Genomic DNA, 23,763 nt, shown 5'->3' with positions numbered 1-23,763 from the left:
AAGTTGTTATTTCGCAGCTTCAACTTTTGCCAGAACTTCTTCTTCAGTTCCTTCAAAAACTTCGGTTGTTGTTTTTCCATCTACTGTTTTAGTAACAGTTCCAGTGGTTTTACCGTTTATATTTTTTACTTCAACACGAACCGATTGTTTCTCATATTTGCTAGTATCAAAACAATCTGTTTTTTGATATTTTCCAGTTTTATCAAAGTGCGCTAAACATTTTGCCGTTTCTTCCTCAGAACAACCTTTTTCTTTACACATTTTAATACATTCTTCTTTTGTCATTCCAGACATATCGCCACATTTAGACATTCCTGCATGCATTTCTGTTTTAGCACAGCAAGAAGCTTTTCCTGCAATGTCTGATGGCGCGTGACCTTCTCCTAAAATTGGCGCGATTACCAATCCAATCAAGCAAGTTAATTTGATTAAAATATTCATTGATGGTCCAGAAGTATCTTTAAACGGATCTCCAACTGTATCTCCAGTAACTGCTGCTTTGTGCGCATCAGAACCTTTATAAGTCATTTCTCCATTGATCATAACTCCTGCCTCAAAAGATTTCTTAGCATTATCCCAAGCACCTCCAGCATTGTTTTGAAAAACTGCCCAAAGAACTCCAGAAACAGTAACTCCTGCCATATATCCACCTAACATTTCAGCAATTAACTGATTGTTGTCTGAGTAAACTAGTTTTCCTAAAAGAACAATTAAAATTGGAAAACCAATCGTTAAAATCCCTGGAAGCATCATTTCTCTTAAGGCAGCTTTTGTAGAGATCTCAACACATTTTCCGTATTCTGGTTTTCCTGTTCCTTCCATAATTCCAGGAATTTCTTTGAACTGACGACGAACTTCGTATACCATATCCATTGCTGCTTTTCCAACAGAATTCATTGCCAAAGCAGAGAAAACTACCGGAATCATTCCGCCGACAAATAACATCGCTAAAACTGGCGCTTTAAAAATATTAATTCCGTCGATTCCTGTAAAAGTTACATACGCAGCAAATAAAGCCAATGAAGTTAAGGCTGCAGAAGCAATTGCAAATCCTTTTCCAGTTGCAGCAGTTGTATTTCCAACTGAATCTAAAATATCAGTTCTAGTACGAACTTCTTTTGGCAATTCGCTCATTTCGGCGATTCCACCAGCGTTATCAGAGATAGGTCCAAAAGCGTCAATTGCCAATTGCATTGCTGTTGTAGCCATCATTGCAGAAGCTGCTAAAGCTACTCCATAAAATCCTGCTAAAGCATACGAAATCCAAATTGCAACCGCGAACAATAATACGGTTGGAAAAGTGGAAATCATTCCGGTTGCCAAACCTGCAATTACGTTTGTTCCCGCTCCTGTAGATGATTTTTGAACAATTGCCATAACTGGTTTTGTTCCTAATCCTGTGTAATATTCTGTTACTGATGAAATAGCACCACCTACAACTAATCCGACCAATGTAGCATAGAAAACACGCATTGATGAAATCGCTTTAGAACCTTCTCCAAAGAAAGTCATTTGCATTGTTTCTGGAAGCATGTGCTGTACTAAGAAGAAACAAGCCACAGCTGTTAAAACAATAGAAACCCAGTTCCCTATATTTAATGCTTTCTGCACTTGTGCTTCTTTAGCATTGTCATCTGATATTTTTACTAAAGTTGTTCCGATGATAGAAAATAAGATTCCAAATCCGGCAATTGCCATTGGAAGTAAAATTGGTCCAATTCCGCCAAAAGCGTCATTGATACTTCCCCCCATATCTTTTATTACATAGTTTCCAAGAACCATCGCAGCCAACACAGTTGCTACATAAGAACCAAATAAATCGGCACCCATACCTGCAACGTCTCCTACGTTATCTCCTACGTTATCTGCAATTGTAGCAGGATTACGTGGATCATCTTCTGGAATTCCAGCTTCAACTTTACCAACTAAATCAGCTCCAACATCGGCTGCTTTTGTGTAGATTCCACCTCCAACTCTAGCAAACAAAGCGATTGATTCTGCACCAAGTGAAAATCCCGCTAATGTCTCTAAAACAACTGTCATTGTATCGGTATCTTTCCAAACTCCGCCAGAGAATAAATGAAAGAAAATTATAAAAAATGATGTTAACCCTAAAACGGCTAATCCGGCAACGCCTAATCCCATTACAGTTCCACCGCCAAAAGAAACTTTTAGAGCTTGCGGTAAACTTGTACGAGCCGCCTGTGTAGTTCTAACGTTTGTTTTTGTTGCGATTTTCATTCCCATATTTCCTGCTAAAGCAGAAAAGAATGCACCAAAAATAAATGCTATTACGATTAATAAATGTGTCTTTACTCCTGGAATAAAAGTAATTCCTGCCAAAGCTAAACTGGCAATAATTACAAAGATGGTTAATAGTTTATATTCGGCTTTTAGAAAGGCTAAGGCCCCTTCGTAGATGTAATCTGAAATCTCTTTCATCTTACCGTCTCCAGCGTCTTGTTTTAAAACCCAAGTCCTTTTTATTCCCATGAAAAGTAATCCTAAAACTGCCATTATAATTGGCAGGTAAATCATAAATGCATTCATAATATATTAATGGTTTTGGTTAATAGTCAACAATCTAACTGAAACGAATTTAAACAAAAAAGCAATACTCCTGACGGTAGTATTGCTTTTTTTATAATAGAATAAGGTTAAAATTATTTAATGCTAAATAATCCCTCTGGTTTATTTTCAATGTCATCAAAACGTTTTGTACACTCAGCGATAATGTCGTAAGCCTCTTTTACGTCTCCCCATCCTTCTACATCTACTTTTTTGTTTTCAAGATCTTTGTAAACTTGGAAAAAGTGCTCGATTTCTTTTACTAAGTGAGGATTAATATCAGAAAGATCGTTTAATGAATTCCAGATTGGATCTGAAACTGGTACGCAAATAATTTTCTCGTCTGGTCCTTTATCATCTGCCATGTGGAATACACCAATTGGCTTCACTTCCATAACACATCCAGGGAAAGTTGGTTCGTTTACCAAAACTAATACGTCAAGAGGATCACCATCTAAAGCTAAAGTTTCTGGAATAAATCCGTAATCTGCTGGGTACATCATTGAAGAGAATAACATTCTGTCAAAACGCATTCTTTTAATTTCAAAATCGTACTCGTATTTATTTCTGCTTCCTCGTGGTATTTCGATTAACACATCGAAAGTCGTTAATTTGTCTGCGGTCATTTTCGTTTTTTATTGTTTCTATAATTTCGGTTGCAAAAATAACTAAAGAATCTAGTTTTACAATAAAAAACAAGGTTAAATTATGTGCATTAAAGTTTAAAAAACAAGCATTTAATAGGTAATTGTTCGATTTCTTTTCTTCAGGTAATAATGCCATAGCAAATAGGTCGCATAAGATCGATACGGACTCCACTGTTCTGCGTGAATTTCCATTTCTTGTTTGTCATGAATATCCAGCAATTCTTTGATCGTATTTATCACTGCTATATCGCCAAGCGGAATTAAATCGGGTTCTTCCAAACAAAACATCAGATAAATATCAATTGTCCAATTGCCGATTCCTTTTAGTTTAATGAGTTCTTCACGAACTTGTTTTGCTGGTTTTGAAGCTAAACTTTCAATATCTAATTCTTTGTTTAAAATCGCTTCCGCTAAAATCTTAATGTATTTTGTTTTCTGGCGACTTACCCCCAAATTTCTAAATTCCTCATCAGTCAAAACAGCCATATTTTCGGGATTGCAAGTTTTGTAAGCTTTGATTTTTAAAAATGTGGCTTTCGCCGAATCGATAGAAACTTGCTGTTCAAGTATTAATAAAACTAAAGTTTCAAATCCAGGAGGACGTCTCGGAATTGGAGGCAATCCGTATTTTTCAATAATTTCTAGAAATATTGGATTTTTATTGGTTAAAAAATCGATGGCTTCTTGCATGGTTTTGGATTTCGAAAGTAAATCAAAAATAAGAAAATGAAATTAGTTCTCGCAAAGACGCGAAGTCGCTAAGTTTTTTTCACGTAGATCTAACAGATAAATTAAAATTTTTAAAGAATATTAAGTCTGCCTTATCTGCGCGAGACAAAATATTTAAACACAAAAAAGTCGCAAAGATTTTAAACCTTTGCGACTTTGTAACTTTGAGCCTTTGCACCTTTACAAAACTAGAAATAAAACCCGAAAGATCCTTTAATTGCAAATTTGTGCGCGTCTGGCATATCTAGATAATTTCCTCTCCAAGAAAAATCGAGACGGAATACTTTAAAAATATTTCCAATTCCTGCATTATATTCCCAGTATACTTTTTCAGGAGCGTTATAAGGCAATCCTGAAGCATTGATGGCACGATTGGCATCAGAAATAGTTCCGTGAACAGCTCTAATTCCTATAAACTCTCTCCAGTTCAGTTTTCTCATGAATGGAATTCTAGCAAACAATCTTCCACCAAAATCATGATTCCACTGCAGGGTTGTATATTGATCTGTAACGAATTCATAGAAATTCAAATTACTGAATGTATTTTCGATTGTAAAATAAGTCTGGTTACCCGGAATTACGCTCATCAAACCTAACGGAATTGTACCAAACGTTTTTCCTGTTTCAATTGTGATATTTGTTCTTCCTAAAGGCCCGATAATAATTGGTTGTCTATAGAAAACTTGAATTTTTTCATACGCAAAATCACTATCAAAAACTCCTTTTAATCCGTAACTGAAATTCACGAAGAAATGGCTAAAAGGACTATCAACCAGACTCCTTTCTACACCATAACCGATCGTTTTTCTGTTTGGCATAAACTCAAACTGAATATTAGCCTCAGATTGTTTTACCATGCTTTCGACAACTCCTGCTGGATTTGCTGCAGTTGGTAAAGTTGTATAATAATCCAAACTAAAGGTCTTCGATGCCGATTCTAATGTTCGATATGAAAGTCCTGCCGAGACAATAAAATTCTTTTTAGGCTCCATTTCTACAGAAATGTTACTCAAATTAATATTGGTCAATTTCCCATTACTTCCAGTAGTAAATAAGGCCGAAGAGGCAAAACTTCGTCCTAGAACGTCATTTGTAGTGGTTAAACTGGCACCAATTTGCTCGATGTCACGCCTGTTTCCTCCAGAAATAATAACTCGGTTTTTCTTGTCAACCATCCATTTTCCAGAAACCCCGTATTTGAATTTATTATCATCAAATCCGTAAGCTGTATAGGCCTGAATACGCCATGGATCATTCGGTCCAAAATAGGTTCTTCCTCCTACTCTCAATCTCAAACCTTCGACTTCGTTATATCCAAAAGTTGAAAATATTGGTCCGTAATCGAAGTTTTTAAATTCGATGTAACCACTTCCTAAGATAGAGACCAGATTATACAGCTGCTTAAATCGCTTGACCGTCTGCAGTGTATCAAGCATTTTATAAATACCCTGCTCATCTTTATTTAGTTTTTCAAAACGATTTTCTTCCCAAAACTCAGGCGGTCGTTCGTAAACGGCATTATCAATAAAATTTACTTCTTCTTTATAAAACTTCTCTGGTTTCTGAATGTTGAATTTATGATTACGGTATAAAGTGGTTCTTTTACCATAAACTCCTTTTGATTTTTCTTTTTTATTTAAAGCAAAATCAGACATCATATAATCACGTGTCAAAAGGAAAACTGAGTCGTTTTCTACTTCAAATTCCTGTTCAATATAAATATCTTTTACCCAGTTAATATTGGCGCTTTTCGTCACACCCATATTAATTTTCTTGATCGCAAAAGTGGTATCATTTACCCAAAAGTCTCCTTTAAAAGTCAACTCGTTTTTACGTCTAGGATAAAAAACAATATTATAACACCATTTCTTATCGATATAAGCACTGTCTTTTAAAACATAATTGTAAACATCGATTCCTGTTCTTGAAAGCGGACTCGTAAAACTCTTATCAAAGAATTTCAGGTGATTGTCGTAAATATTATAGTCAGAATAAAGGTCTTTAACGAAAGATAAAATCTGCTGATTTCCATTGAAACCAGACATTTTATTTCCAGTAAGATTTTCTTTTACCTTTTTTAATTTATTATCTCCGTAAACATCATAAACCGATTCGTTGATAAAAATCGGCAAATAGGTTTTTCCAGTAACATCGGAAGTATCAATGTGATTAAAGATAAACTCCATTCCTTTAAAAAGCTTATTCTTCATGAAGGCACTATCAATAGTATTCATGTCAAATTCCACTTTTTCATACTTCTGCATTTGATATTGATTAAACAGGTATAATCCGTTTTTACGTTTTCTTTCCCAGATTTTTCTCAAAATATCCAATGCCGGATTATTCTTCTTAGAAGTTTTTCCAGTATAAATTACAACTTCGTTAAGCACTTGCTCTTCGAACAAAACAATTTTGAAATTATAATTAACTGCTTTATCTAAAGGAACTTCTTTATCTGAAAAACCTGCTGAAGTAACCAAAAGTGCGGTATAAGTATTTGGTGATTCTAAATAAAAACGACCGTCTTCATTTGAAACAATCCCAATATTAGAACCTTTAAAAACTACATTTGCAAAAGGTATTGGCTGATTCGATTTGTCCAAAACAACTCCACTCACTTTGGTTTGTGCAGTAACAACATTCGCAAATGCAAATACAATATATAAGAGAAGTAGAGTTAATTTGTTCATTATAAAGTAAAAAAAAACTTCACCAATCCATGTTTGTCTGATGAAGTTTTATGAGTATTTTGTATTTGTATTATTTATATAATACTTTTTTAACTGCTTTTACTACATCACCTGCATTTGGCAACCAGTCTTTAAGCAGTACTGGAGAATACGGTGCAGGAGTATCTGCAGTTGTAATACGTTGAATTGGCGCATCAAGGAAGTCGAATGCTTGTTCTTGAACGATATAAGAGATTTCAGAAGAAAGGCTGGCAACTGGCCAAGCTTCTTCAAGAATTACTAAACGGTTTGTTTTTTTAACCGATTTTAAGATCGCATCTTTGTCCATTGGACGAACTGTTCTTAAATCGATGATCTCACAAGAAATACCTTCTTTTGCTAATTCATCAGCAGCGATAAAAGCTTCTTTGATGATTTTTCCGAATGAAACGATAGTTACATCTGTTCCTTCACGTTTAACATCAGCAACACCTAGAGGAATTGTGTATTCTCCGTCTGGCACTTCACCTTTGTCTCCGTACATTTGCTCAGATTCCATGAAAATAACTGGATCGTTATCACGAATAGCAGATTTTAATAATCCTTTTGCATCGTAAGGAGTTGAAGGAACAACAACTTTAAGACCTGGAGTATTAGCAAACCAGTTTTCTAAAGCTTGTGAGTGAGTAGCTCCTAATTGACCAGCAGAAGCTGTTGGTCCGCGGAAAACGATAGGCACATTAAATTGTCCTCCTGTCATTTGACGCATTTTAGCAGCGTTATTTATAATTTGATCAATACCAACTAAACAGAAGTTGAATGTCATATATTCTACAATAGGGCGGTTTCCGTTCATTGCAGAACCTACTGCAATTCCTGAAAATCCAAGCTCAGCAATTGGAGTATCGATTACTCTTTTTTCACCAAACTCAGCAAGCATTCCTTTAGAAGCTTTGTAAGCTCCATTGTATTCTGCAACCTCTTCTCCCATTAAATATATGGATTCATCGCGACGCATTTCTTCGCTCATTGCTTCACAAATGGCCTCTCTAAATTGTATTGTTCTCATATTTTATATTGTATGTTGAATTTTCTGAAAAGCAAAAATAAATATTTTAAATAACTTAAATGCAAAAATTGAATTTAAAATCGCATGAACTTCTATCTGTTCTCTGGTTTTAACTTTTTAAACTTTATTGTGATATTAACGAAATCGATATAATAACGTACAATTCACACTTAATCTATTCCAGATTTTTTTAGACAAACTTTTATTCATTTGTTTAATTCTTATTTTCTTCAAATTCATCCATCATAACGGAAAAAACCAAAAATTAGTATTTCTCAGACAAAAATTAATCTGCTCATCAACTGTCCGTTATTGCAAAATTCCTAACAATCAGACAAAATGAGTATTATTTTATTTTTAGATTCCGATGAAAATCATTCAAAACTGAACAATCTGCGAAATCGTAATAGTTTTAAAAAATATTATGCATGCATAGTATAATTATTCCAAATTAAATTCTAAATTTGTAAAAGCATATTATAAATTCAAAATATATACTTATGAAAATACTAGTTTGCATCAGCCATGTGCCTGATACTACTTCAAAAATTAACTTTACCAACGGTGACTCAGAATTTGACACTAATGGAGTACAATATGTAATTAACCCTAATGACGAATTCGGTCTTACACGCGCTATCTGGTTTCAAGAGCAGCAAGGTGCAAATGTAACGGTTGTAAACGTTGGAGGTCCTGATACTGAACCAACTTTGCGTAAAGCATTAGCAATTGGTGCAAACGAAGCAATTCGTGTGAATGCAAATCCAACTGATGGATTTTTTGTTGCTAAGCAATTAGCGGAAGTTATTAAAAACGGAGGTTATGATCTTGTAATAGCTGGAAAAGAATCTTTGGATTATAACGGAGGAATGGTTCCTGGAATGATCGCAGGAATTTTAGGTTCTAACTTCTTAAACTCTTGTACAGCTTTAACAGTTGATGGAAACAATGTAAAAGCAGTACGTGAAATTGACGGTGGAAAAGAGACTGTAAGCACTACTCTTCCATTAATCATTGGAGGTCAAAAAGGTCTTGTTGAGGAAAAAGATTTACGTATCCCGAACATGAGAGGAATTATGACTGCAAGAACAAAAGCTTTAACTATCCTTGAGCCAGTTGATGCAGCTGTAAATACAAAAGCAGTGAAATTTGAAAAACCAGCTCCAAAATCAGCAGTGAAATTAGTTTCTGCAGATAATTTAGATGAGTTAATCAATTTATTACACAACGAAGCGAAGGTAATCTAGTAATCAAGTATTCAGTCTCGGTTTTCAGTCTCAGTTTATGAACTTGAAACCTGACACTTTAAACTTTTAAACAAAAAATTATTATGTCAATATTAATATATGCAGAATCTGCAGAAGGAAAATTTAAAAAAGTTGCTTTCGAATTAGCTTCTTATGCTAAAAAAGTAGCTGAATCATTAGGAACAACTGTTACAGCTTTAACTGTAAACATCAGCGATGTGAGCGAATTAGGCAAATACGGAGTTGATAAAGTTTTAAAAGTAAGCAATGATAAATTAGCTGGTTTTAATGCAAAAGCTTACGCTGATATTATCAAACAAGCTGCTGAGAAAGAAGGAACAAAAGTAGTATTGCTTTCTTCTACAACAGACAGTATTTACCTTTCTCCACTAGTTGCGGTAGCTTTAAATGCTGGTTTCGCTTCAAATGTAGTTGGGTTGCCAGTTAGCACTTCTCCTTTCCAAGTAAAAAGAAATGCTTTCTCAAACAAAGCTTTCAATATTACAGAAATCAGCACAGACGTAAAAGTTCTTGGTTTGGCTAAAAACTCTTATGGTCTTTTTGAAAGCGCAGGAGCGGCTGCAGCAGAAGATTTCAATCCAACAATTGGAGACAATGATTTTGGTGTAAAAGTAGAATCTGTAGAAAAAGTATCTGGAAAAGTTTCTATCGCTGACGCTGATATTGTAGTTTCTGGCGGACGCGGACTAAAAGGTCCAGAAAATTGGGGATTAGTAGAAGATCTTGCTGCTGTTCTTGGTGCTGCAACGGCTTGTTCTAAACCAGTTTCAGATTTAGGATGGAGACCTCATAGCGAGCACGTTGGACAAACAGGAAAACCAGTTGCAACAAACTTATATATTGCTATCGGTATTTCTGGAGCTATCCAACACATTGCAGGTATTAACTCTTCTAAAGTAAAAGTAGTGATCAATAACGATCCTGAAGCTCCTTTCTTTAAAGTGGCTGATTATGGTGTAGTTGGGGATGCTTTTGAAATCGTACCACAATTAACAGAGAAATTAAAAGCTTTTAAAGCTCAGCACTCTTAACACAAAGAATTCTCTTTAAAAATATTGCTGCCTAAAAACAAGATGTTGTATCTTTGTTTATAGGCAGCTTTTTTGTTCCATATTTTTTGATTAAAATTGCAGCTTTATTTTTTAAACCAAAACAGTATTAAAATAAGGTGCTAAGTGCCTTTTTTACAAACATATATGAGTCTAGTAAAATTATCCATAAAAGGAATTTCATACAGTCAAACTCAAAATGGCGCCTATGCCTTAATTTTGAATGAAGTGGATGGCGAAAGAAAATTACCTATTGTTATTGGTGCTTTTGAAGCCCAGTCAATCGCTATTGCTTTAGAGAAAGAAATAAAACCGCCACGTCCGTTAACACATGATTTATTCAAAAATTTTGCTGAAAGATTTGACATTGTGGTAAAACAAGTCATTATCCACAAATTAGTTGATGGTGTTTTTTATTCTAGCTTAATCTGCGAAAGAGATAAAATCGAAGAGATTATAGATGCTAGAACTTCTGATGCTATTGCCTTAGCATTACGTTTCAATGCTCCTATTTTTACTTACAAAAACATTTTAGACAAAGCAGGAATTTATCTAAAATCGAATACTGCAGAAACAGATTCTGGCGCTCAAGAAATTGATGATGTTCTTTCTAATCCTGAAACTTTTGGACATGAAGAAGAAAGCAACCAATCTGGAGATGTTTACGCAAAACATAGTTTACAAGAACTAAATGAGCTTTTAGATCAAGCCGTTTCTCAGGAAGATTACGAAAAAGCAGCAAAAATTAGAGACGAAATCTCTAGAAGATAAATTTTGATGTTTAATCGTTAAACCGTTTATTCGTTAAATCGATTAAACAAATTTACAATTAAACAGATCCACGATTAAACGATTAAACAAAGATGAAGCAATACTTAGACTTAGTAAAACACGTTTTAGAAAACGGAAATCAAAAAGGAGACCGAACTGGAACTGGAACAAAAAGTGTTTTTGGTTACCAAATGCGTTTTGATTTAAGTGAGGGCTTCCCAATGGTTACAACAAAAAAACTTCATTTGAAATCGATCATTTACGAATTGCTTTGGTTTTTAAAAGGAGATACAAACGTACAATACCTTCAAGAAAATGGAGTTAAAATTTGGGATGAATGGGCAGATTCTAATGGCGATTTAGGACCTGTTTATGGCCACCAATGGAGGAATTGGAATAGTGAAGAAATTGATCAAATTTCTGAATTAATTAAAGAATTAAAAACAAATCCAAATAGCCGAAGAATGCTTGTTTCTGCATGGAACCCATCGGTTTTGCCAGATACTAAAAAGTCTTTTGAGGAAAATGTGGCTAATAACAAAGCAGCATTACCTCCTTGCCACGCTTTTTTCCAATTTTATGTAGCAAGTCCAGATCCTGAAAAAGGAGAAACAAAAGGAAAACTTTCTTGCCAATTGTATCAGCGAAGTGCCGATATCTTTTTAGGAGTTCCTTTTAACATCGCTTCTTATGCTTTACTGACCATGATGATCGCACAAGTATGCGACTTAGAACCAGGCGAATTTATTCACACTTTTGGCGACGCACATATTTACAATAATCATTTTGAGCAATTAGAATTGCAATTGACACGTGAACCAAAACCATTACCAAAAATGATTTTAAATCCGGAGATTAAAAACATTTTTGATTTTGATTTTAATGATTTTACACTAGTAGATTACGATCCACATCCAGCCATAAAAGGAAGTGTTGCTGTATAATTATAAAAAAATCCGCTTAAAAATTTAAGCGGATTTTTTTATACAACTAAAACTCCATTTTCACTTCCAGCATAGTCATTCCATTTGTAAAAATCAGCTTCAGGATCGTTAACATAAATTCCGTCAATTACATACTTAAATTCGTAAATCGCATCTTTCACCAAATCGTAAGTTGCTTTAAACGTTCCGTTTTTCAACTTGCTCAAAGCTCCTTCTGAGGCATTCCAGTTATTAAAATCACCAACCACCGCTGCCGAATCAGCATCTTTGGCATCTATTGAAAATGTAACTTTAACAACCGGCTTCGTTTTGATAAATTGTTTTTTCAAAGACATAACTATTTCGTTTTTAGATTTATACATCTAAAATTAATTAAATTCAACGAAACACTTACTACTACCAGAACCGATTTATGATAATATTAAAAACAGTATATTTTTTTCGCTTTATCGGCAATTTAAAGCGGTTAAAATTTTGTTATTCAAATTCTTAGATCATTAAAAAACAAATATTCCACAACCAAAATATTGTCTTTCCAAAATAAATTTTAACTTTATAATCTCATTTTTATCTTATGGAAAAAGAAGTGCACGAACAATACGAATACGCTAGACGACGATTAAGACAAAAAAAAATCCTATATTTTCATTTTGTTCTTTTCCTGCTAGGAAGTTTATTTTTATTTATTGCTAACAAGTTTTTTGGTTTTGGCGAGGGCACAACCCAAAACTGGTGCATTTGGGGAATTACAATCTGGCTTTTCCTTTTTATTCTACATTTTATAAAAGTGTACATAACTGACCGTTTTATGAATAAAAAATGGGAAAGAGAGCAAATTGACCGATTAGTTGCTTTACAGCAAAAAAGAATCAGTCAGCTTGAATCTTCTATTAATGAAGAAAATGAAAATAAAATTTAGTTAAGCATACCATGATTATAATGATAGCGGCTGCGGCCGAAAATAATGCGCTTGGAAAAAACAACGAATTAGTTTGGCATCTTCCAAATGATTTTAAAAGATTTAAATCGCTTACAACTGGTCATCATATTATTATGGGAAGGAAAACTTTTGAAAGCTTTCCAAAACCGTTGCCAGATCGTGTCCATATTGTAATTTCTCGCCAAGAAAATTATAAACCAGAAGGATGCATTGTGGTAGATAGCATTGAAAAAGCAATTGCCTTATGCCCAGAAAACGATGATAGTTATGTTATTGGCGGTGGCGAAATTTACAATCTTGCCCTTCCATTTACTGATATTATAGAATTAACCAAAGTTCATCATTCTTTTGAAGCAGATGCTTTTTTTCCTAAAATCAATAAAAACGAGTGGATTTTGGTAGAATCTGAAGAAAATCACAAAGATGAGAAACATCTTTATGACTATACTTATGAAACTTACATTAGAAAATAAATAAAAAACATCCTCTTTTTAGGGAGGATGTTTTTAAATAATTGATTTTTGAAGCCTAACTCGCTCAAGAAGAATTTTGTTTAAAAAATAACAAATGTCGAGAAACATTTGTAGAACTGAATAACATTTAATGTTATTTGAGACCTAAATCTCAAACGCCTTTAATAACAAATACCACTAAGATATTAAAGGCAGAAAATTAAAATTTCCAAAAACAAATTTAATCCTAAGAACGTATTTTGCACTTAATATTAGTATTTCCCCCCAAGAACAATACTTTACAAGACTCTTTCATGAACAAATGAGTTGCCAGCGCAAAAAAAGCAATCATTTGTTTAAGTCATAGCGACATTATCAATCATTAAAACTTTAATCATTTTTACTTAAACAAAGTTGCTCATAATAGCGCTATTAGACAATACCAAGATTTAGGGATTTTACCAAAATACCTAGATTTAGGGATGGCAAAATCTGCTTTAAAATAAATCTGGCTAAACATTTATTTTACAAATTAAAAAACTCAATTACAGTTAAACTAGATTGTTTATATTTGCCTAAATAAAAAAAATGTCTGAAAAAATAACTCCGTATAAAGACTCTTCTTTAGGTAAAAAAGAGCAAGTAACCCAAATGTTCGACACCATTTCTGGGAATTACGATAATTTGAATCGCGTAATCTCTTTTGGAATTGACATTAAATGGCGTAAAAAAGTATTAAAATTAGTATCAGACAAAAAACCAAAAGTTATTCTTGATATTGCAACAGGAACTGGTGATTTAGCCATTTTACTTTCACAAACTAATGCCGAAAAAATTATTGGTCTTGATATTTCTGCCGGAATGCTGGAAGTAGGAAAAAAGAAAGTAGAAGAAAAAAAACTTTCGAATGTTATTGAACTCGTTTTAGGAGATTCTGAAAACATGCCTTTTGAAGACAATTATTTTGATGCTATTACAGTTGGTTTTGGTGTAAGAAATTTTGAAAACCTAGAAAAAGGTTTTGGAGAAATCTTAAGAGTTTTAAAACCAAACGGAATTTTTGTTATTTTAGAAACTTCTGTTCCAGATAAATTTCCTTATAAACAAGGATACAATTTTTACAGCAAAAATATACTTCCGTTAATCGGAAAATTATTCTCTAAAGATAATGATGCGTATGGCTATTTATCTGAATCGGCCGCCGCTTTTCCTTATGGAGAAGCCTTAAACAATATTTTGAGAAAAACTGGGTTTATAGATGTTGTGGCAATGCCTCAAACTTTTGGTGTCGCAACAATTTATTCTGCATCTAAAAAATAGTATGAAAAAAATTGTAATCTTATTTTTATTGGTCTTAACGACAAAAGGACATTCGCAATTTGCTAAAAATATGTTTAGCAAAGATCCTATCATTAATCTTGAAAACTGGCAGAAACAGCGTATTTACTTTGGCTATTATTTAGGCTTTAATAGTTTTGACTTTAAATTTGATTACAAAACTCCTCCGGGAGAAAACTATATTCAGGTTAAAAAAACTACTGGGTTTAATGTGGGCGTTGTAGCCGATTTAAGACTTCAGGAATATATCAATCTTCGTTTTGAACCAGGTTTGTACTATACTAAACGTGATCTTTTTTTTCCTGGTATTGGAAACACCGAAAGTGATTATTTAAGAGAAGTGAATAGTACATACATTCACTTCCCGTTATTATTGAAGTTTTCTGCAAAACGTACAGGAAACATACGCCCGTACTTAGTTGGCGGTATGTCTACAACTTTAAATTTATCAAGTAACGCAAAATCTCAAGACGATAACTTTGAGCAGAAATTTAGAGTAAAACAATGGACAGCGGCTTATGAATTAGGTTTAGGAATTGATATTTTCACTGAATACTTTATCTTCTCTCCTTCTGTTAGAGGAATGTTTGGCATAACCGACGAACTTATTAGAGACAATACTCCAGACAGTCCTTGGACAGGAAACATTGATTCAATGAAATCTAGAGCGATTTTAATAAATTTCACTTTTCATTAAAACAAAATATCAACTATTTCGTTTAAATTCACTAAGAATAATTGCGGTTGCAGTAGCTACATTTAAACTTTCGGTTTTTTGAAGCTCTCCAAATCTAGGAATTGTGAGACGGTTGGTTATGATTTTTTCAATTTCTTCTGAAATACCATTAGCTTCATTACCCATAATAATGATGCCACTCTGAGGTAATTTGGATTGATAAATATTTTCTCCGTCCATAAAAGTTCCAAAAACTGGCAGTTTAGTTTGAGCAAGAAAAAGTTTTAAATCAACATAGCTTACATTTACTCTAGTAATAGATCCCATTGTAGCTTGTACAACTTTCGGATTATAAATATCTACTGTTTCTTTAGAACAGACAATCTGCTTAATACCAAACCAATCACAAAGACGTAAAATAGTCCCTAGATTTCCAGGGTCCCTAATATCGTCTAAGGCTAAAATTAAACCCGAATCGACTATTTTCTTTTCGGCTGGAATTTTAAAAACCGCCAAACAAGAATTTGGAGTCGACAAAGCACTTATTTTTTTCAGTTCTTGATCATTAATAAGAGTACGTTTTGAAGCGTGAACTGTTTCAAAATCATTCAATGTGGTGTATAAATGTTCTAATTCAAAATTGGATTGCAGCAATTCTTGAATTACTTTTACTCCTTCAGCAAAGAATAATTGATTGGCAAAACGCTGCTTTTTTTGATGTAAGCCTGAGATAAGCTTTATTTGGTTTTTACTAACCATAAAATAATGTACTTTTGAATTAAATATTAAAAAACACTTGAAAAAGAATTCCACAAAAATAATAGCATTTCTTCTAATTGCAATATTAATTTGCGCTTGTAATGCCGTAAAAAGAGTTCCCGATGGAAAAAACCTTCTTGTAAAAAATAATATTCTAGTTAACGGAAAATCGACAAACGATGAGACAGCTTCTAATCAGATGTACCAAAAACCAAATGGTAAATTATTAGGTTACAAGCTTCGATTAAACCTGTACAATTTAGCCAATTTAAATCCAGATTCTACTTATCAGGCCAAATTTAAAAACAATCCTGGAAAGTATGAGCGTATGTCAAAAATATTCTCAGCAAAACAAGTAGATCGCCTTGGACAATCTTTCTATTATAAAGGAATTCATGAATTTCTAAAAAACACTGGAGAACCACCAGTAATAATTGACACTTCAAAAACTAAAAAATCATTACTGCGCTTAAAATACTATTATTTTAATAGTGGTTATTTTAATGTTAAAACAGATTACACTATTGATACAGTGGGAATAAAGAGAGCCACAATTAATTATAATATCACTACAGGACCAGCTTACAAATTAGACACTATTACAACTAAAATAATGACTCCCGCACTGGACTCATTATACAGAACTAATAATGAGCCTTCGCTATTAAAATCTGGCAATCAATACAAAACCACAGATTTTGAAGAAGAAAAAAATCGTATTACAACATACTTTAGAAATCACGGCGCCTACTATTTTCAGCCTACTTATGTAACATTTGATATTGACACGATTGGTAAAAAAGCCAAAGCCGATGTAACTTTGATTATAAATAACAATACAATTCAAGAAAGAGATTCTAGCCGCACAGAACCTTTTAAATTGTATAAAATTAGCGACGTAAACATTTACACAGATTATTCTGCTGCAAATGCCAAGAAAAAACCAACAGATAGTGTAACGTATAATAATTTTAATTTATACAGTTACAAGACTTTAAAATACAAACCACGCGCTATTACCGATGCTATTTTCATTACGAAAGGAAGTACTTTTGCCGATTTCAGAACTACCCTTTCTTCTCGATATTTAAATAATTTAAGGATTTTCAACTATCCATCAATTCAATACGAAGTAGACAAAAGAGATTCTACAGCGCAATCTCTTATTGCCAATGTTTATTTGACTCCGAGAAAAAAATACAGTTTTGGAGCCACTCTTGACGTAACGCATTCTAACATTCAGGATTTCGGGATTGGAGCCAGTGTTTCTGAAACTATTCGAAATGTATTTAACCGTGCAGAAACTTTAGAAATTTCAGCGCGTTTAAACGTTGGATCATCCAGAGATATGGCAAATCCGAACAATAATTTCTTTAATGTCTCTGAATATGGTTTGGATATGAAATTGAATTTTCCGAGAATTCTTCTCCCGTTTGGAACAGAAAAGATTATCCCAAAAAGTATGATCCCCTACACCTCTATAACGTCTGGTTTTTCGAAGCAGCGAAATATTGGTTTGGACAAAGAAAATTTTACAGGAGGTATTTCGTATAACTGGACACCAAAACGTCATAACACAGCAAAATTTGAATTGCTAAACGCACAGTTTGTTCGTAATTTAAATCCTGACAATTACTTTAATGTATATACTTCTTCTTACGATGATCTGAATTTTATTGGTAAAGATTATAATACTGATGTCAATAACTGGGGAACTACACCTGAGGAACAAGCTAGAAAAGACCTTACGATTCCAAAAGGGACTACAGGTTTTACAAATGATGTGTTGACAGGAAAAACAGCTTTAACTCCAGACAACTCGCAATATCAAGAAGTTGAAAGCATTGAGGAAAGAAGAGTTCGTTTGACCGAGAATGATTTTATTCTTGCAACAAGTTTTTCTTTTACCAAAACAACCAAAAAAGATCTAGCAGACAATAATTTCTATCAATTTAGAACCAAAATTGAGTCTGCTGGAACATTATTATCATTAATTTCTGAAGTTGGAAATCTTCAAAAAAACGCAAAAGGAAATTACGAGATTTTTAATCTGGAATATTCAGAGTATATAAAAACTGAATTTGACTATATTAAACACTGGGATTTTGGAAAAGAGAAAGTTTTAGCAGTTAGAAGCTTCTTTGGAATTGCAATTCCGTTTGGAAATTCAAATTACATTCCGTTTTCACGAAGTTATTATGGCGGAGGTTCCAATGACAACCGTGCTTGGCAGCCTTACGCTTTAGGACCAGGAAGCACTAATGCCGTAAACGACTTTAATGAGGCAAATATGAAAATTGCAGCGAGTGCCGAATTTCGATTCAAAATTTTCGGAGATGTTAAAGGAGCATTCTTTGCAGACGCCGGAAATATCTGGAATGTGCTCGATAATGTCATAGATCCGAAAGCAAGATTCGACAACTTAAACGATTTAGCTGAAATTGCTTTAGGTACAGGATTCGGTTTAAGATACGATTTAAGCTTTTTTGTGATTCGTTTAGATTTAGGCTTTAAGACTTATAATCCAGCACATGAGAAGGGAGACCGATGGTTTAAAGAATACAATTTTGGACACTCGGTTTTAAATTTTGGTATAAATTATCCTTTCTAATGCTAATTAATTCTTATTTTTGCAACCTAAAAACTAAAAACAACTATAAAAAAAATTAAAATGGCACACAACATTAAACCAGGAGTAGCTACAGGAGATCAAGTACAAGAGATCTTTAATTATGCGAAAGAGAAGGGTTTTGCTCTTCCAGCAGTAAACGTTACTGGATCAAGCACAATTAATGGAGTTCTTGAAACTGCAGCGAAACTTAACGCGCCAGTTATCATTCAATTTTCTAACGGAGGAGCTCAATTCAACGCTGGAAAAGGATTATCTAATGCAGGTGAAAAAGCAGCAATCGCGGGAGGAATCGCAGGAGCAAAACATATTCATACTTTGGCAGAAGCTTACGGTGCAACTGTAATCTTACACACTGACCACTGTGCAAAAAAACTTTTACCTTGGATTGATGGTTTATTAGATGCTTCTGAAAAACATTTTGCAGAAACAGGAAAACCATTATTCAGTTCTCACATGATCGATTTGTCTGAGGAGCCAATCGAAGAAAACATTGAGATCTGCAAAGAATACTTAGCTAGAATGAGCAAAATGGGTATGACATTAGAAATCGAGCTTGGTATTACAGGTGGTGAAGAAGATGGTGTTGATAACTCTGATGTTGACAGCTCAAAATTATACACTCAGCCAGAAGAAGTAGCTTACGCTTACGAAGAATTATCTAAAGTAAGTCCTAAATTTACTATTGCTGCTGCTTTCGGAAACGTTCACGGTGTTTACAAACCAGGAAACGTAAAATTAACTCCAAAAATCTTAAAAAATTCTCAAGATTTCGTACAAAACAAATTCAACACAGGACACAACCCAGTTGATTTCGTTTTCCACGGAGGTTCAGGTTCTACACTTGAAGAAATCAGAGAAGGAATTAGCTACGGAGTGATCAAAATGAACATTGATACTGATTTACAGTTTGCATACACTGAAGGAATCCGTGATTATATGGTTAAAAACCTTGATTATTTGAAATCTCAAATTGGAAACCCAGAAGGTCCAGATGCTCCAAACAAAAAATATTACGATCCAAGAAGATGGGTTCGTGAAAGCGAAGTAACATTCAATGCAAGACTTGAACAAGCTTTTGCTGATTTAAATAACGTAAACACGTTATAAAAAAGTATTCAGTTTACAGTTTTAAGTATTCAGTATCTGAGTACTTAAAACTGAATACCACTGAACACTGAAATTTTTATTACTGAACACTGAATACTAGAAAAATGGCTTGGTTTAAAAGACAAGAAAAAGGGATTACGACCGCGACAGAAGATAAGATGGACGTTCCGAAAGGATTGTGGTACAAATCTCCTACTGGAAAAATTATTGATGCTGACGAATTAGCGAGAAATTTATTCGTAAGCCCTGAAGATGATTTTCACGTTCGAATTGGAAGCGCAACCTATTTTGAAATTTTATTCGACAACAACGAATTTGTTGAGTTAGACAAAAACATGACTTCTAAAGATCCTTTGCACTTTGTTGACACAAAGAAATATGCAGACAGATTGAAAGATGTAATGGAGAAAACTCATCTTAAAGACGCTGTACGTACGGGAGTAGGAAAATCTAAAGGAAAAGAACTTGTAATCTGCTGTATGGATTTTGCTTTTATCGGTGGATCTATGGGAGCGGTTGTTGGTGAGAAAATCGCAAGAGGTATTGATCACGCTATCAAAAACAAACTTCCTTTTGTAATGATTTCTAAATCTGGTGGAGCTCGTATGATGGAAGCTGCTTATTCTTTAATGCAATTAGCAAAAACTTCTGTAAAACTAGCTCAATTAGCTGAAGCTAAATTACCTTATATCTCTCTTTGTACAGATCCAACAACTGGAGGAACGACTGCATCTTACGCAATGTTAGGAGATATCAACATCTCTGAGCCAGGTGCTTTGATTGGTTTTGCTGGTCCTCGTGTTGTTCGCGATACTACAGGAAAAGATTTACCAGAAGGTTTCCAAACTGCTGAGTTCTTATTAGAGCACGGTTTCTTAGACTTTATCACGCCAAGAAAAGAATTGAAAGATAAGATTAACTTATATATCGATTTGATTCAAAACAATGATATTAGATAGTTTTAAAACTACTTAAAATAGAAATCCCAAGAAAATTGCTTCTTGGGATTTTTTGTTTTTAAACCATATAAGTTTTATAAGTTCAATTAATAACTTGTCTGAAAAATTGTATTTTTGTTTTTGCATAAATGATAATAGCGTATCATACTAATGCAAACCTGTTTTTTACGGAAATCTATTTTTTCTAAAGTAATATAAATATCTTTGAATTATGAGCACAGCAACAAAACCAAAACACATAGGACGTCAAATAAGCCGTATTCGCGAACTTAAAGATATGAAACAAGAAGCGTTGGCACAAGCTTTAGGAATATCTCAACAATCTGTATCAGCAATAGAAAATAGCGAAACTATTGACGACGCAAAACTTGCAGAAGTAGCAAAAGCTCTTGGAGTAAGTGCCGAAGCAATTAAAAACTTTACAGAAGAAAACATGATAAATTATTTCAATAATTTTTACGATAATAGCACAAGTACTGGAATAAATGGAATGTTCAATCCAACTCATTGCACATTTAATCCGTTAGATAAAGTAGTTGAACTTTACGAACGTTTGGTTTTGGCAGAAAAAGAAAAAAATGAATATTTGGAAAAATTAATGAAAGAGAAATAATCTTTCTAAAAACATACAAATTCAATACAAAATCTCAAGAAATTGCTTCTTGGGATTTTTTGTTTTAAACCCTATAAGTTTTTCAGCAAAGCCTCTATATAGATATTTGATAGATTTAATAAAGAACTGAAAGTCATATTACACACAATTGTCATTTCGACGAAGGAGAAATCTTCGTAAGCAACTCTGCAAAGATTGGCGACATTCCGTACGGAGCTACTCGTGGAGATTTCTCCTTCGTCGAAATGACAAACTTTACGGACGATCAACGGAATAAATTCCGTTGATACCGATATTTAATTCCTGCGGAATTTTTCTCAATTGCATAACGCTTAACTTGCCTTTCTCAAATCCTTCTTTAATTCTTTCTCAGCAATTTTATAAGCTAGTTTTTCTCGCCATACAGCATAACGCTCCCTAAAAATTACTTTTATGCCGCTGTCAACTGCACCGTGCATAAATAAACTCCATACACTAGCCACTTTACGGGAAATCGATGAATCCCAAGCACGAAGTGTTAAAGAAAAAGAACCGTCTATATAACGCATCCAATGCCACATTCCGGTTGGCATGAATAAAGTATCTCCGTGTTCCAGAAAAACTTCATAGCCTTCTACTCCTTTCAAAGCTGGAAATTTTTCAAAATCAGGATTGGCAACGTCATAATCTTCTAATGCATAAGTCGTATTTGGAAGACAGTAAAGTCTTTTCTTCCATTTGTTATCAAATAGTATAATGTGTTTTCTTCCGCCGAAATGAGTATGAAAAAGATGCGGCAAATCGATATCATAATGAAGAAAAGTAATTGCCTTAGAACCACCAAAAAACATGGCTGGCATACTTTCTATAAAACCGCCCATTAATTCTTTCGGAACTTTTACATCATCAATTAATTCGGGTCTGTGTTTGAAAAGATTGAAGAAAAAAATACGCAATTGGGTTGGTTCGCGTTTTATCAAATCCAGATATTCCCCAAATTTCATACTCGCAATTGAAGCATTGATCACTTTTTTTGGATCTGCCTTTGAATTATCCACAAGTTTAACCTCTATATCTCCAGCAATCTGCTTGAAATACTCTGTTGACCATTTTTCTCTTGCTGGCCAATCTTTTGTAAGTCCCTTTATGATTAAAGGTTTTCTTTTATCTAGGTAATTCTTTTTAAAATCTTCCTTGGAAATCGACTCAACAGTATCAACAGATTTAAGATTAAAGCTCATTTATGTGGCGTTTTAATTTGTTGTCTATCAAATGTATCTAATTATTTCCACTCAACAAAATTTACAATTAAATAACACAAAAACAACGTTTTACATTCCTGTTCGAATAGCTTCGACAGGATCTAGATTTGCTGCCGAAATCGCAGGAAGAATTCCAGAAACCAGACCAATAAAAGCAGCCAAACCGGTTCCTAAAAGAATATTTCCTAAACTTAAAACAAATTCAAAATCTAGCAGTTTTGTCAAAGCTAAAGCAATTCCCCAAACCATCAAAAGACCAATTATTCCACCAATAACAGACAAAATAACGGCTTCAAACAAAAATTGGAATAAGATAAATTTATTTTTTGCACCTAAAGATTTCTGAATTCCGATAAGATTGGTTCTTTCTTTAACAGAAACAAACATAATATTCGCAATTCCGAAACCACCAACAAGAAGAGAAAATCCACTGATGATCCAGCCCACAAAATTCATCTGACCTAAAATTCCATCAATAAAATCAGTAAATCCAGAAAGTACATTAATAAAGAAATTATCCATTTCTCCCGCTTTCATTCCACGGATTGCTCGCAGCTTTTGGGCAATTTCTGCTTTGTATGCATCCATGTCTACTCCTTTTTCTGGCTTTAAAACTATAACTGGAGTCATCGAATCACTGTCTCCATACATTCTTCTTAAGAAATTTGCTGGAAGATAAACCGAAGTATCATTACTATCTCCAAAAAAACCGGCTCCTTGTTTTGCCATTACGCCAATAACAGTAAATCGTTGTCCGTACAAACGAATATTTTTTCCGATTGGATCGCTTGAACCAAAAAGCCCTTCGGCTATATCATATCCTAAAACAATAACGGGAGTTCCCGAATTTGACTCAGATTCATTGTAAAATCTTCCTTTATCAAAACTCAATCCGTCAATATCGACCATTTCGCTTGACGATGGAATAATATTTACATCGCTGACTGTTTTAGAATCGTATTTTAAACTTTCTCTATTTACAAAAAGCTGATATGCTACTTGATCGGTATTATTCATTGAGTTCTTCAATCCGATATACTCGTCGTATTTCACATTTGGAAACTGTTCTCTCTTCCATTGTGGAATTTCAGACGGTCCAAAGCAGTATTTCATTAAATAAATCGTATTTTTATCTAAACTGCTCAAATCTTTTGAGATTTTTTTGTCTAAAGAGTCAACAGCAGCCAAAACAGCGATAATCGAAAAAATACCGATTGTCACACCTAATAGCGATAATAATGTGCGTAATTTATTATTTCGCAAAGCATTGATGGCAAAGCTCAGACTTTCCTTTAATAATCTCAGATAAACGATCATATTTTTGTATTTTTC

Annotated in this window: 21 protein-coding genes; 12 read left to right on the top strand and 9 right to left on the bottom strand. The window is 33.8% G+C overall.

From position 1 onward, the window contains the following. Positions 1 to 6: 6 nt before the first annotated feature. The 5 genes from OZP10_RS11300 to OZP10_RS11280 all read right to left on the bottom strand — a co-directional run bounded on the left by OZP10_RS11300 (position 7) and on the right by OZP10_RS11280 (position 7,682). Positions 7 to 2,550, bottom strand: a complete 2,544-nt coding sequence (locus OZP10_RS11300) for a sodium-translocating pyrophosphatase (RefSeq protein WP_281634708.1) — start codon at positions 2,548 to 2,550, stop codon at positions 7 to 9. A gap of 113 nt (positions 2,551 to 2,663) precedes the next feature. Next, positions 2,664 to 3,194 carry an inorganic diphosphatase gene (locus OZP10_RS11295; protein WP_281634707.1) on the bottom strand — a complete coding sequence of 177 codons (531 nt, stop codon included), beginning with the start codon at positions 3,192 to 3,194 and terminating at the stop codon, positions 2,664 to 2,666. 111 nt (positions 3,195 to 3,305) lie between these two features. Next, positions 3,306 to 3,905, bottom strand: a complete 600-nt coding sequence (locus OZP10_RS11290) for a DNA-3-methyladenine glycosylase family protein (RefSeq protein ID WP_281634706.1) — start codon at positions 3,903 to 3,905, stop codon at positions 3,306 to 3,308. Positions 3,906 to 4,132: 227 nt separating this feature from the next. Continuing rightward, positions 4,133 to 6,634 (bottom strand): DUF5686 and carboxypeptidase-like regulatory domain-containing protein, encoded by a 2,502-nt coding sequence (locus OZP10_RS11285; protein WP_281634705.1) that lies wholly within the window; start codon positions 6,632 to 6,634, stop codon positions 4,133 to 4,135. A gap of 70 nt (positions 6,635 to 6,704) precedes the next feature. Then, positions 6,705 to 7,682: a pyruvate dehydrogenase complex E1 component subunit beta gene (locus OZP10_RS11280; RefSeq protein WP_008466560.1), complete on the bottom strand. Its 978-nt coding sequence runs from the start codon at positions 7,680 to 7,682 to the stop codon at positions 6,705 to 6,707. 500 nt (positions 7,683 to 8,182) lie between these two features. Between OZP10_RS11280 and OZP10_RS11275 the strand changes: the two genes are divergently transcribed. The 4 genes from OZP10_RS11275 (at position 8,183) to OZP10_RS11260 (ending at position 11,714) form a co-directional block, all read left to right on the top strand. Next, positions 8,183 to 8,929 carry an electron transfer flavoprotein subunit beta/FixA family protein gene (locus tag OZP10_RS11275; protein WP_281634704.1) on the top strand — a complete coding sequence of 249 codons (747 nt, stop codon included), beginning with the start codon at positions 8,183 to 8,185 and terminating at the stop codon, positions 8,927 to 8,929. Between the two features lie 83 nt (positions 8,930 to 9,012). Continuing rightward, a complete protein-coding gene (locus OZP10_RS11270) occupies positions 9,013 to 9,981 on the top strand; it encodes an electron transfer flavoprotein subunit alpha/FixB family protein (RefSeq protein ID WP_281634703.1) in 969 nt (322 codons plus the stop codon). 165 nt (positions 9,982 to 10,146) lie between these two features. Next, on the top strand, positions 10,147 to 10,770 hold the full coding sequence (locus OZP10_RS11265) for a bifunctional nuclease family protein (protein ID WP_008466556.1): 624 nt from the start codon (positions 10,147 to 10,149) through the stop codon (positions 10,768 to 10,770). A 92-nt stretch (positions 10,771 to 10,862) separates the two neighbouring features. Beyond that, a complete protein-coding gene (locus OZP10_RS11260; RefSeq protein WP_281634702.1) occupies positions 10,863 to 11,714 on the top strand; it encodes a thymidylate synthase in 852 nt (283 codons plus the stop codon). 38 nt (positions 11,715 to 11,752) lie between these two features. On the opposite strand, the gene OZP10_RS11255 is transcribed toward OZP10_RS11260, so the two are convergent. Beyond that, positions 11,753 to 12,049: an isoamylase early set domain-containing protein gene (locus OZP10_RS11255; protein ID WP_177211108.1), complete on the bottom strand. Its 297-nt coding sequence runs from the start codon at positions 12,047 to 12,049 to the stop codon at positions 11,753 to 11,755. 239 nt (positions 12,050 to 12,288) lie between these two features. On the opposite strand from OZP10_RS11255, the gene OZP10_RS11250 reads away from it, so the two are divergent. The 4 genes from OZP10_RS11250 (at position 12,289) to porT (ending at position 15,141) form a co-directional block, all read left to right on the top strand. Continuing rightward, a complete protein-coding gene (locus OZP10_RS11250) occupies positions 12,289 to 12,633 on the top strand; it encodes a 2TM domain-containing protein (protein ID WP_281634701.1) in 345 nt (114 codons plus the stop codon). Between the two features lie 11 nt (positions 12,634 to 12,644). Then, the gene (locus OZP10_RS11245) at positions 12,645 to 13,127 is read left to right on the top strand and encodes a dihydrofolate reductase (protein ID WP_281634700.1); all 483 of its coding nucleotides are present in this window, start codon (positions 12,645 to 12,647) and stop codon (positions 13,125 to 13,127) included. A gap of 567 nt (positions 13,128 to 13,694) precedes the next feature. After that, complete coding sequence (ubiE, locus tag OZP10_RS11240) at positions 13,695 to 14,426, top strand: bifunctional demethylmenaquinone methyltransferase/2-methoxy-6-polyprenyl-1,4-benzoquinol methylase UbiE (RefSeq protein ID WP_281634699.1); 732 nt, start codon at positions 13,695 to 13,697, stop codon at positions 14,424 to 14,426. A gap of 1 nt (position 14,427) precedes the next feature. Beyond that, complete coding sequence (gene porT / locus OZP10_RS11235) at positions 14,428 to 15,141, top strand: type IX secretion/gliding motility protein PorT/SprT (protein WP_281634698.1); 714 nt, start codon at positions 14,428 to 14,430, stop codon at positions 15,139 to 15,141. Between the two features lie 9 nt (positions 15,142 to 15,150). On the opposite strand, the gene OZP10_RS11230 is transcribed toward porT, so the two are convergent. Continuing rightward, a complete protein-coding gene (locus OZP10_RS11230) occupies positions 15,151 to 15,879 on the bottom strand; it encodes an RNA methyltransferase (RefSeq protein ID WP_281634697.1) in 729 nt (242 codons plus the stop codon). A 37-nt stretch (positions 15,880 to 15,916) separates the two neighbouring features. On the opposite strand from OZP10_RS11230, the gene tamL reads away from it, so the two are divergent. The 4 genes from tamL to OZP10_RS11210 all read left to right on the top strand — a co-directional run bounded on the left by tamL (position 15,917) and on the right by OZP10_RS11210 (position 21,190). Next, the gene (tamL, locus tag OZP10_RS11225; protein ID WP_281634696.1) at positions 15,917 to 18,490 is read left to right on the top strand and encodes a translocation and assembly module lipoprotein TamL; all 2,574 of its coding nucleotides are present in this window, start codon (positions 15,917 to 15,919) and stop codon (positions 18,488 to 18,490) included. A 60-nt stretch (positions 18,491 to 18,550) separates the two neighbouring features. Continuing rightward, a complete protein-coding gene (fbaA, locus tag OZP10_RS11220) occupies positions 18,551 to 19,618 on the top strand; it encodes a class II fructose-bisphosphate aldolase (RefSeq protein ID WP_012023542.1) in 1,068 nt (355 codons plus the stop codon). Positions 19,619 to 19,722: 104 nt separating this feature from the next. Next, a complete protein-coding gene (gene accD / locus OZP10_RS11215) occupies positions 19,723 to 20,577 on the top strand; it encodes an acetyl-CoA carboxylase, carboxyltransferase subunit beta (protein ID WP_111379468.1) in 855 nt (284 codons plus the stop codon). A gap of 211 nt (positions 20,578 to 20,788) precedes the next feature. Next, on the top strand, positions 20,789 to 21,190 hold the full coding sequence (locus OZP10_RS11210; RefSeq protein ID WP_198854656.1) for a helix-turn-helix domain-containing protein: 402 nt from the start codon (positions 20,789 to 20,791) through the stop codon (positions 21,188 to 21,190). Between the two features lie 332 nt (positions 21,191 to 21,522). Here OZP10_RS11210 and OZP10_RS11205 read toward each other — a convergent pair whose 3' ends face one another. Beyond that, a complete protein-coding gene (locus OZP10_RS11205; protein ID WP_177211116.1) occupies positions 21,523 to 22,410 on the bottom strand; it encodes a cupin-like domain-containing protein in 888 nt (295 codons plus the stop codon). A 90-nt stretch (positions 22,411 to 22,500) separates the two neighbouring features. Continuing rightward, positions 22,501 to 23,748 (bottom strand): ABC transporter permease, encoded by a 1,248-nt coding sequence (locus tag OZP10_RS11200; RefSeq protein ID WP_281634695.1) that lies wholly within the window; start codon positions 23,746 to 23,748, stop codon positions 22,501 to 22,503. Between the last annotated feature and the right edge of the window lie 15 nt (positions 23,749 to 23,763).

Source organism: Flavobacterium luteolum (genome assembly GCF_027111275.1).
Taxonomy (GTDB): domain Bacteria; phylum Bacteroidota; class Bacteroidia; order Flavobacteriales; family Flavobacteriaceae; genus Flavobacterium; species Flavobacterium luteolum.
Note: the sequence above shows the minus strand (reverse complement) of the source record. Positions and strands in the feature narration are given on the sequence as shown.

Excerpts from the sequence above, each read along its gene's own strand:
- OZP10_RS11300 (WP_281634708.1), bottom strand. The coding sequence starts at position 2,550 with ATGAATGCATTTATGATTTACCTGCCAATTATAATGGCAGTTTTAGGA.
- OZP10_RS11295 (WP_281634707.1), bottom strand. The coding sequence starts at position 3,194 with ATGACCGCAGACAAATTAACGACTTTCGATGTGTTAATCGAAATACCA.
- OZP10_RS11290 (WP_281634706.1), bottom strand. The coding sequence starts at position 3,905 with ATGCAAGAAGCCATCGATTTTTTAACCAATAAAAATCCAATATTTCTA.
- OZP10_RS11285 (WP_281634705.1), bottom strand. The coding sequence starts at position 6,634 with ATGAACAAATTAACTCTACTTCTCTTATATATTGTATTTGCATTTGCG.
- OZP10_RS11280 (WP_008466560.1), bottom strand. The coding sequence starts at position 7,682 with ATGAGAACAATACAATTTAGAGAGGCCATTTGTGAAGCAATGAGCGAA.
- OZP10_RS11275 (WP_281634704.1), top strand. The coding sequence starts at position 8,183 with ATGAAAATACTAGTTTGCATCAGCCATGTGCCTGATACTACTTCAAAA.
- OZP10_RS11270 (WP_281634703.1), top strand. The coding sequence starts at position 9,013 with ATGTCAATATTAATATATGCAGAATCTGCAGAAGGAAAATTTAAAAAA.
- OZP10_RS11265 (WP_008466556.1), top strand. The coding sequence starts at position 10,147 with ATGAGTCTAGTAAAATTATCCATAAAAGGAATTTCATACAGTCAAACT.
- OZP10_RS11260 (WP_281634702.1), top strand. The coding sequence starts at position 10,863 with ATGAAGCAATACTTAGACTTAGTAAAACACGTTTTAGAAAACGGAAAT.
- OZP10_RS11255 (WP_177211108.1), bottom strand. The coding sequence starts at position 12,049 with ATGTCTTTGAAAAAACAATTTATCAAAACGAAGCCGGTTGTTAAAGTT.
- OZP10_RS11250 (WP_281634701.1), top strand. The coding sequence starts at position 12,289 with ATGGAAAAAGAAGTGCACGAACAATACGAATACGCTAGACGACGATTA.
- OZP10_RS11245 (WP_281634700.1), top strand. The coding sequence starts at position 12,645 with ATGATTATAATGATAGCGGCTGCGGCCGAAAATAATGCGCTTGGAAAA.
- ubiE (WP_281634699.1), top strand. The coding sequence starts at position 13,695 with ATGTCTGAAAAAATAACTCCGTATAAAGACTCTTCTTTAGGTAAAAAA.
- porT (WP_281634698.1), top strand. The coding sequence starts at position 14,428 with ATGAAAAAAATTGTAATCTTATTTTTATTGGTCTTAACGACAAAAGGA.
- OZP10_RS11230 (WP_281634697.1), bottom strand. The coding sequence starts at position 15,879 with ATGGTTAGTAAAAACCAAATAAAGCTTATCTCAGGCTTACATCAAAAA.
- fbaA (WP_012023542.1), top strand. The coding sequence starts at position 18,551 with ATGGCACACAACATTAAACCAGGAGTAGCTACAGGAGATCAAGTACAA.
- accD (WP_111379468.1), top strand. The coding sequence starts at position 19,723 with ATGGCTTGGTTTAAAAGACAAGAAAAAGGGATTACGACCGCGACAGAA.
- OZP10_RS11210 (WP_198854656.1), top strand. The coding sequence starts at position 20,789 with ATGAGCACAGCAACAAAACCAAAACACATAGGACGTCAAATAAGCCGT.
- OZP10_RS11205 (WP_177211116.1), bottom strand. The coding sequence starts at position 22,410 with ATGAGCTTTAATCTTAAATCTGTTGATACTGTTGAGTCGATTTCCAAG.
- OZP10_RS11200 (WP_281634695.1), bottom strand. The coding sequence starts at position 23,748 with ATGATCGTTTATCTGAGATTATTAAAGGAAAGTCTGAGCTTTGCCATC.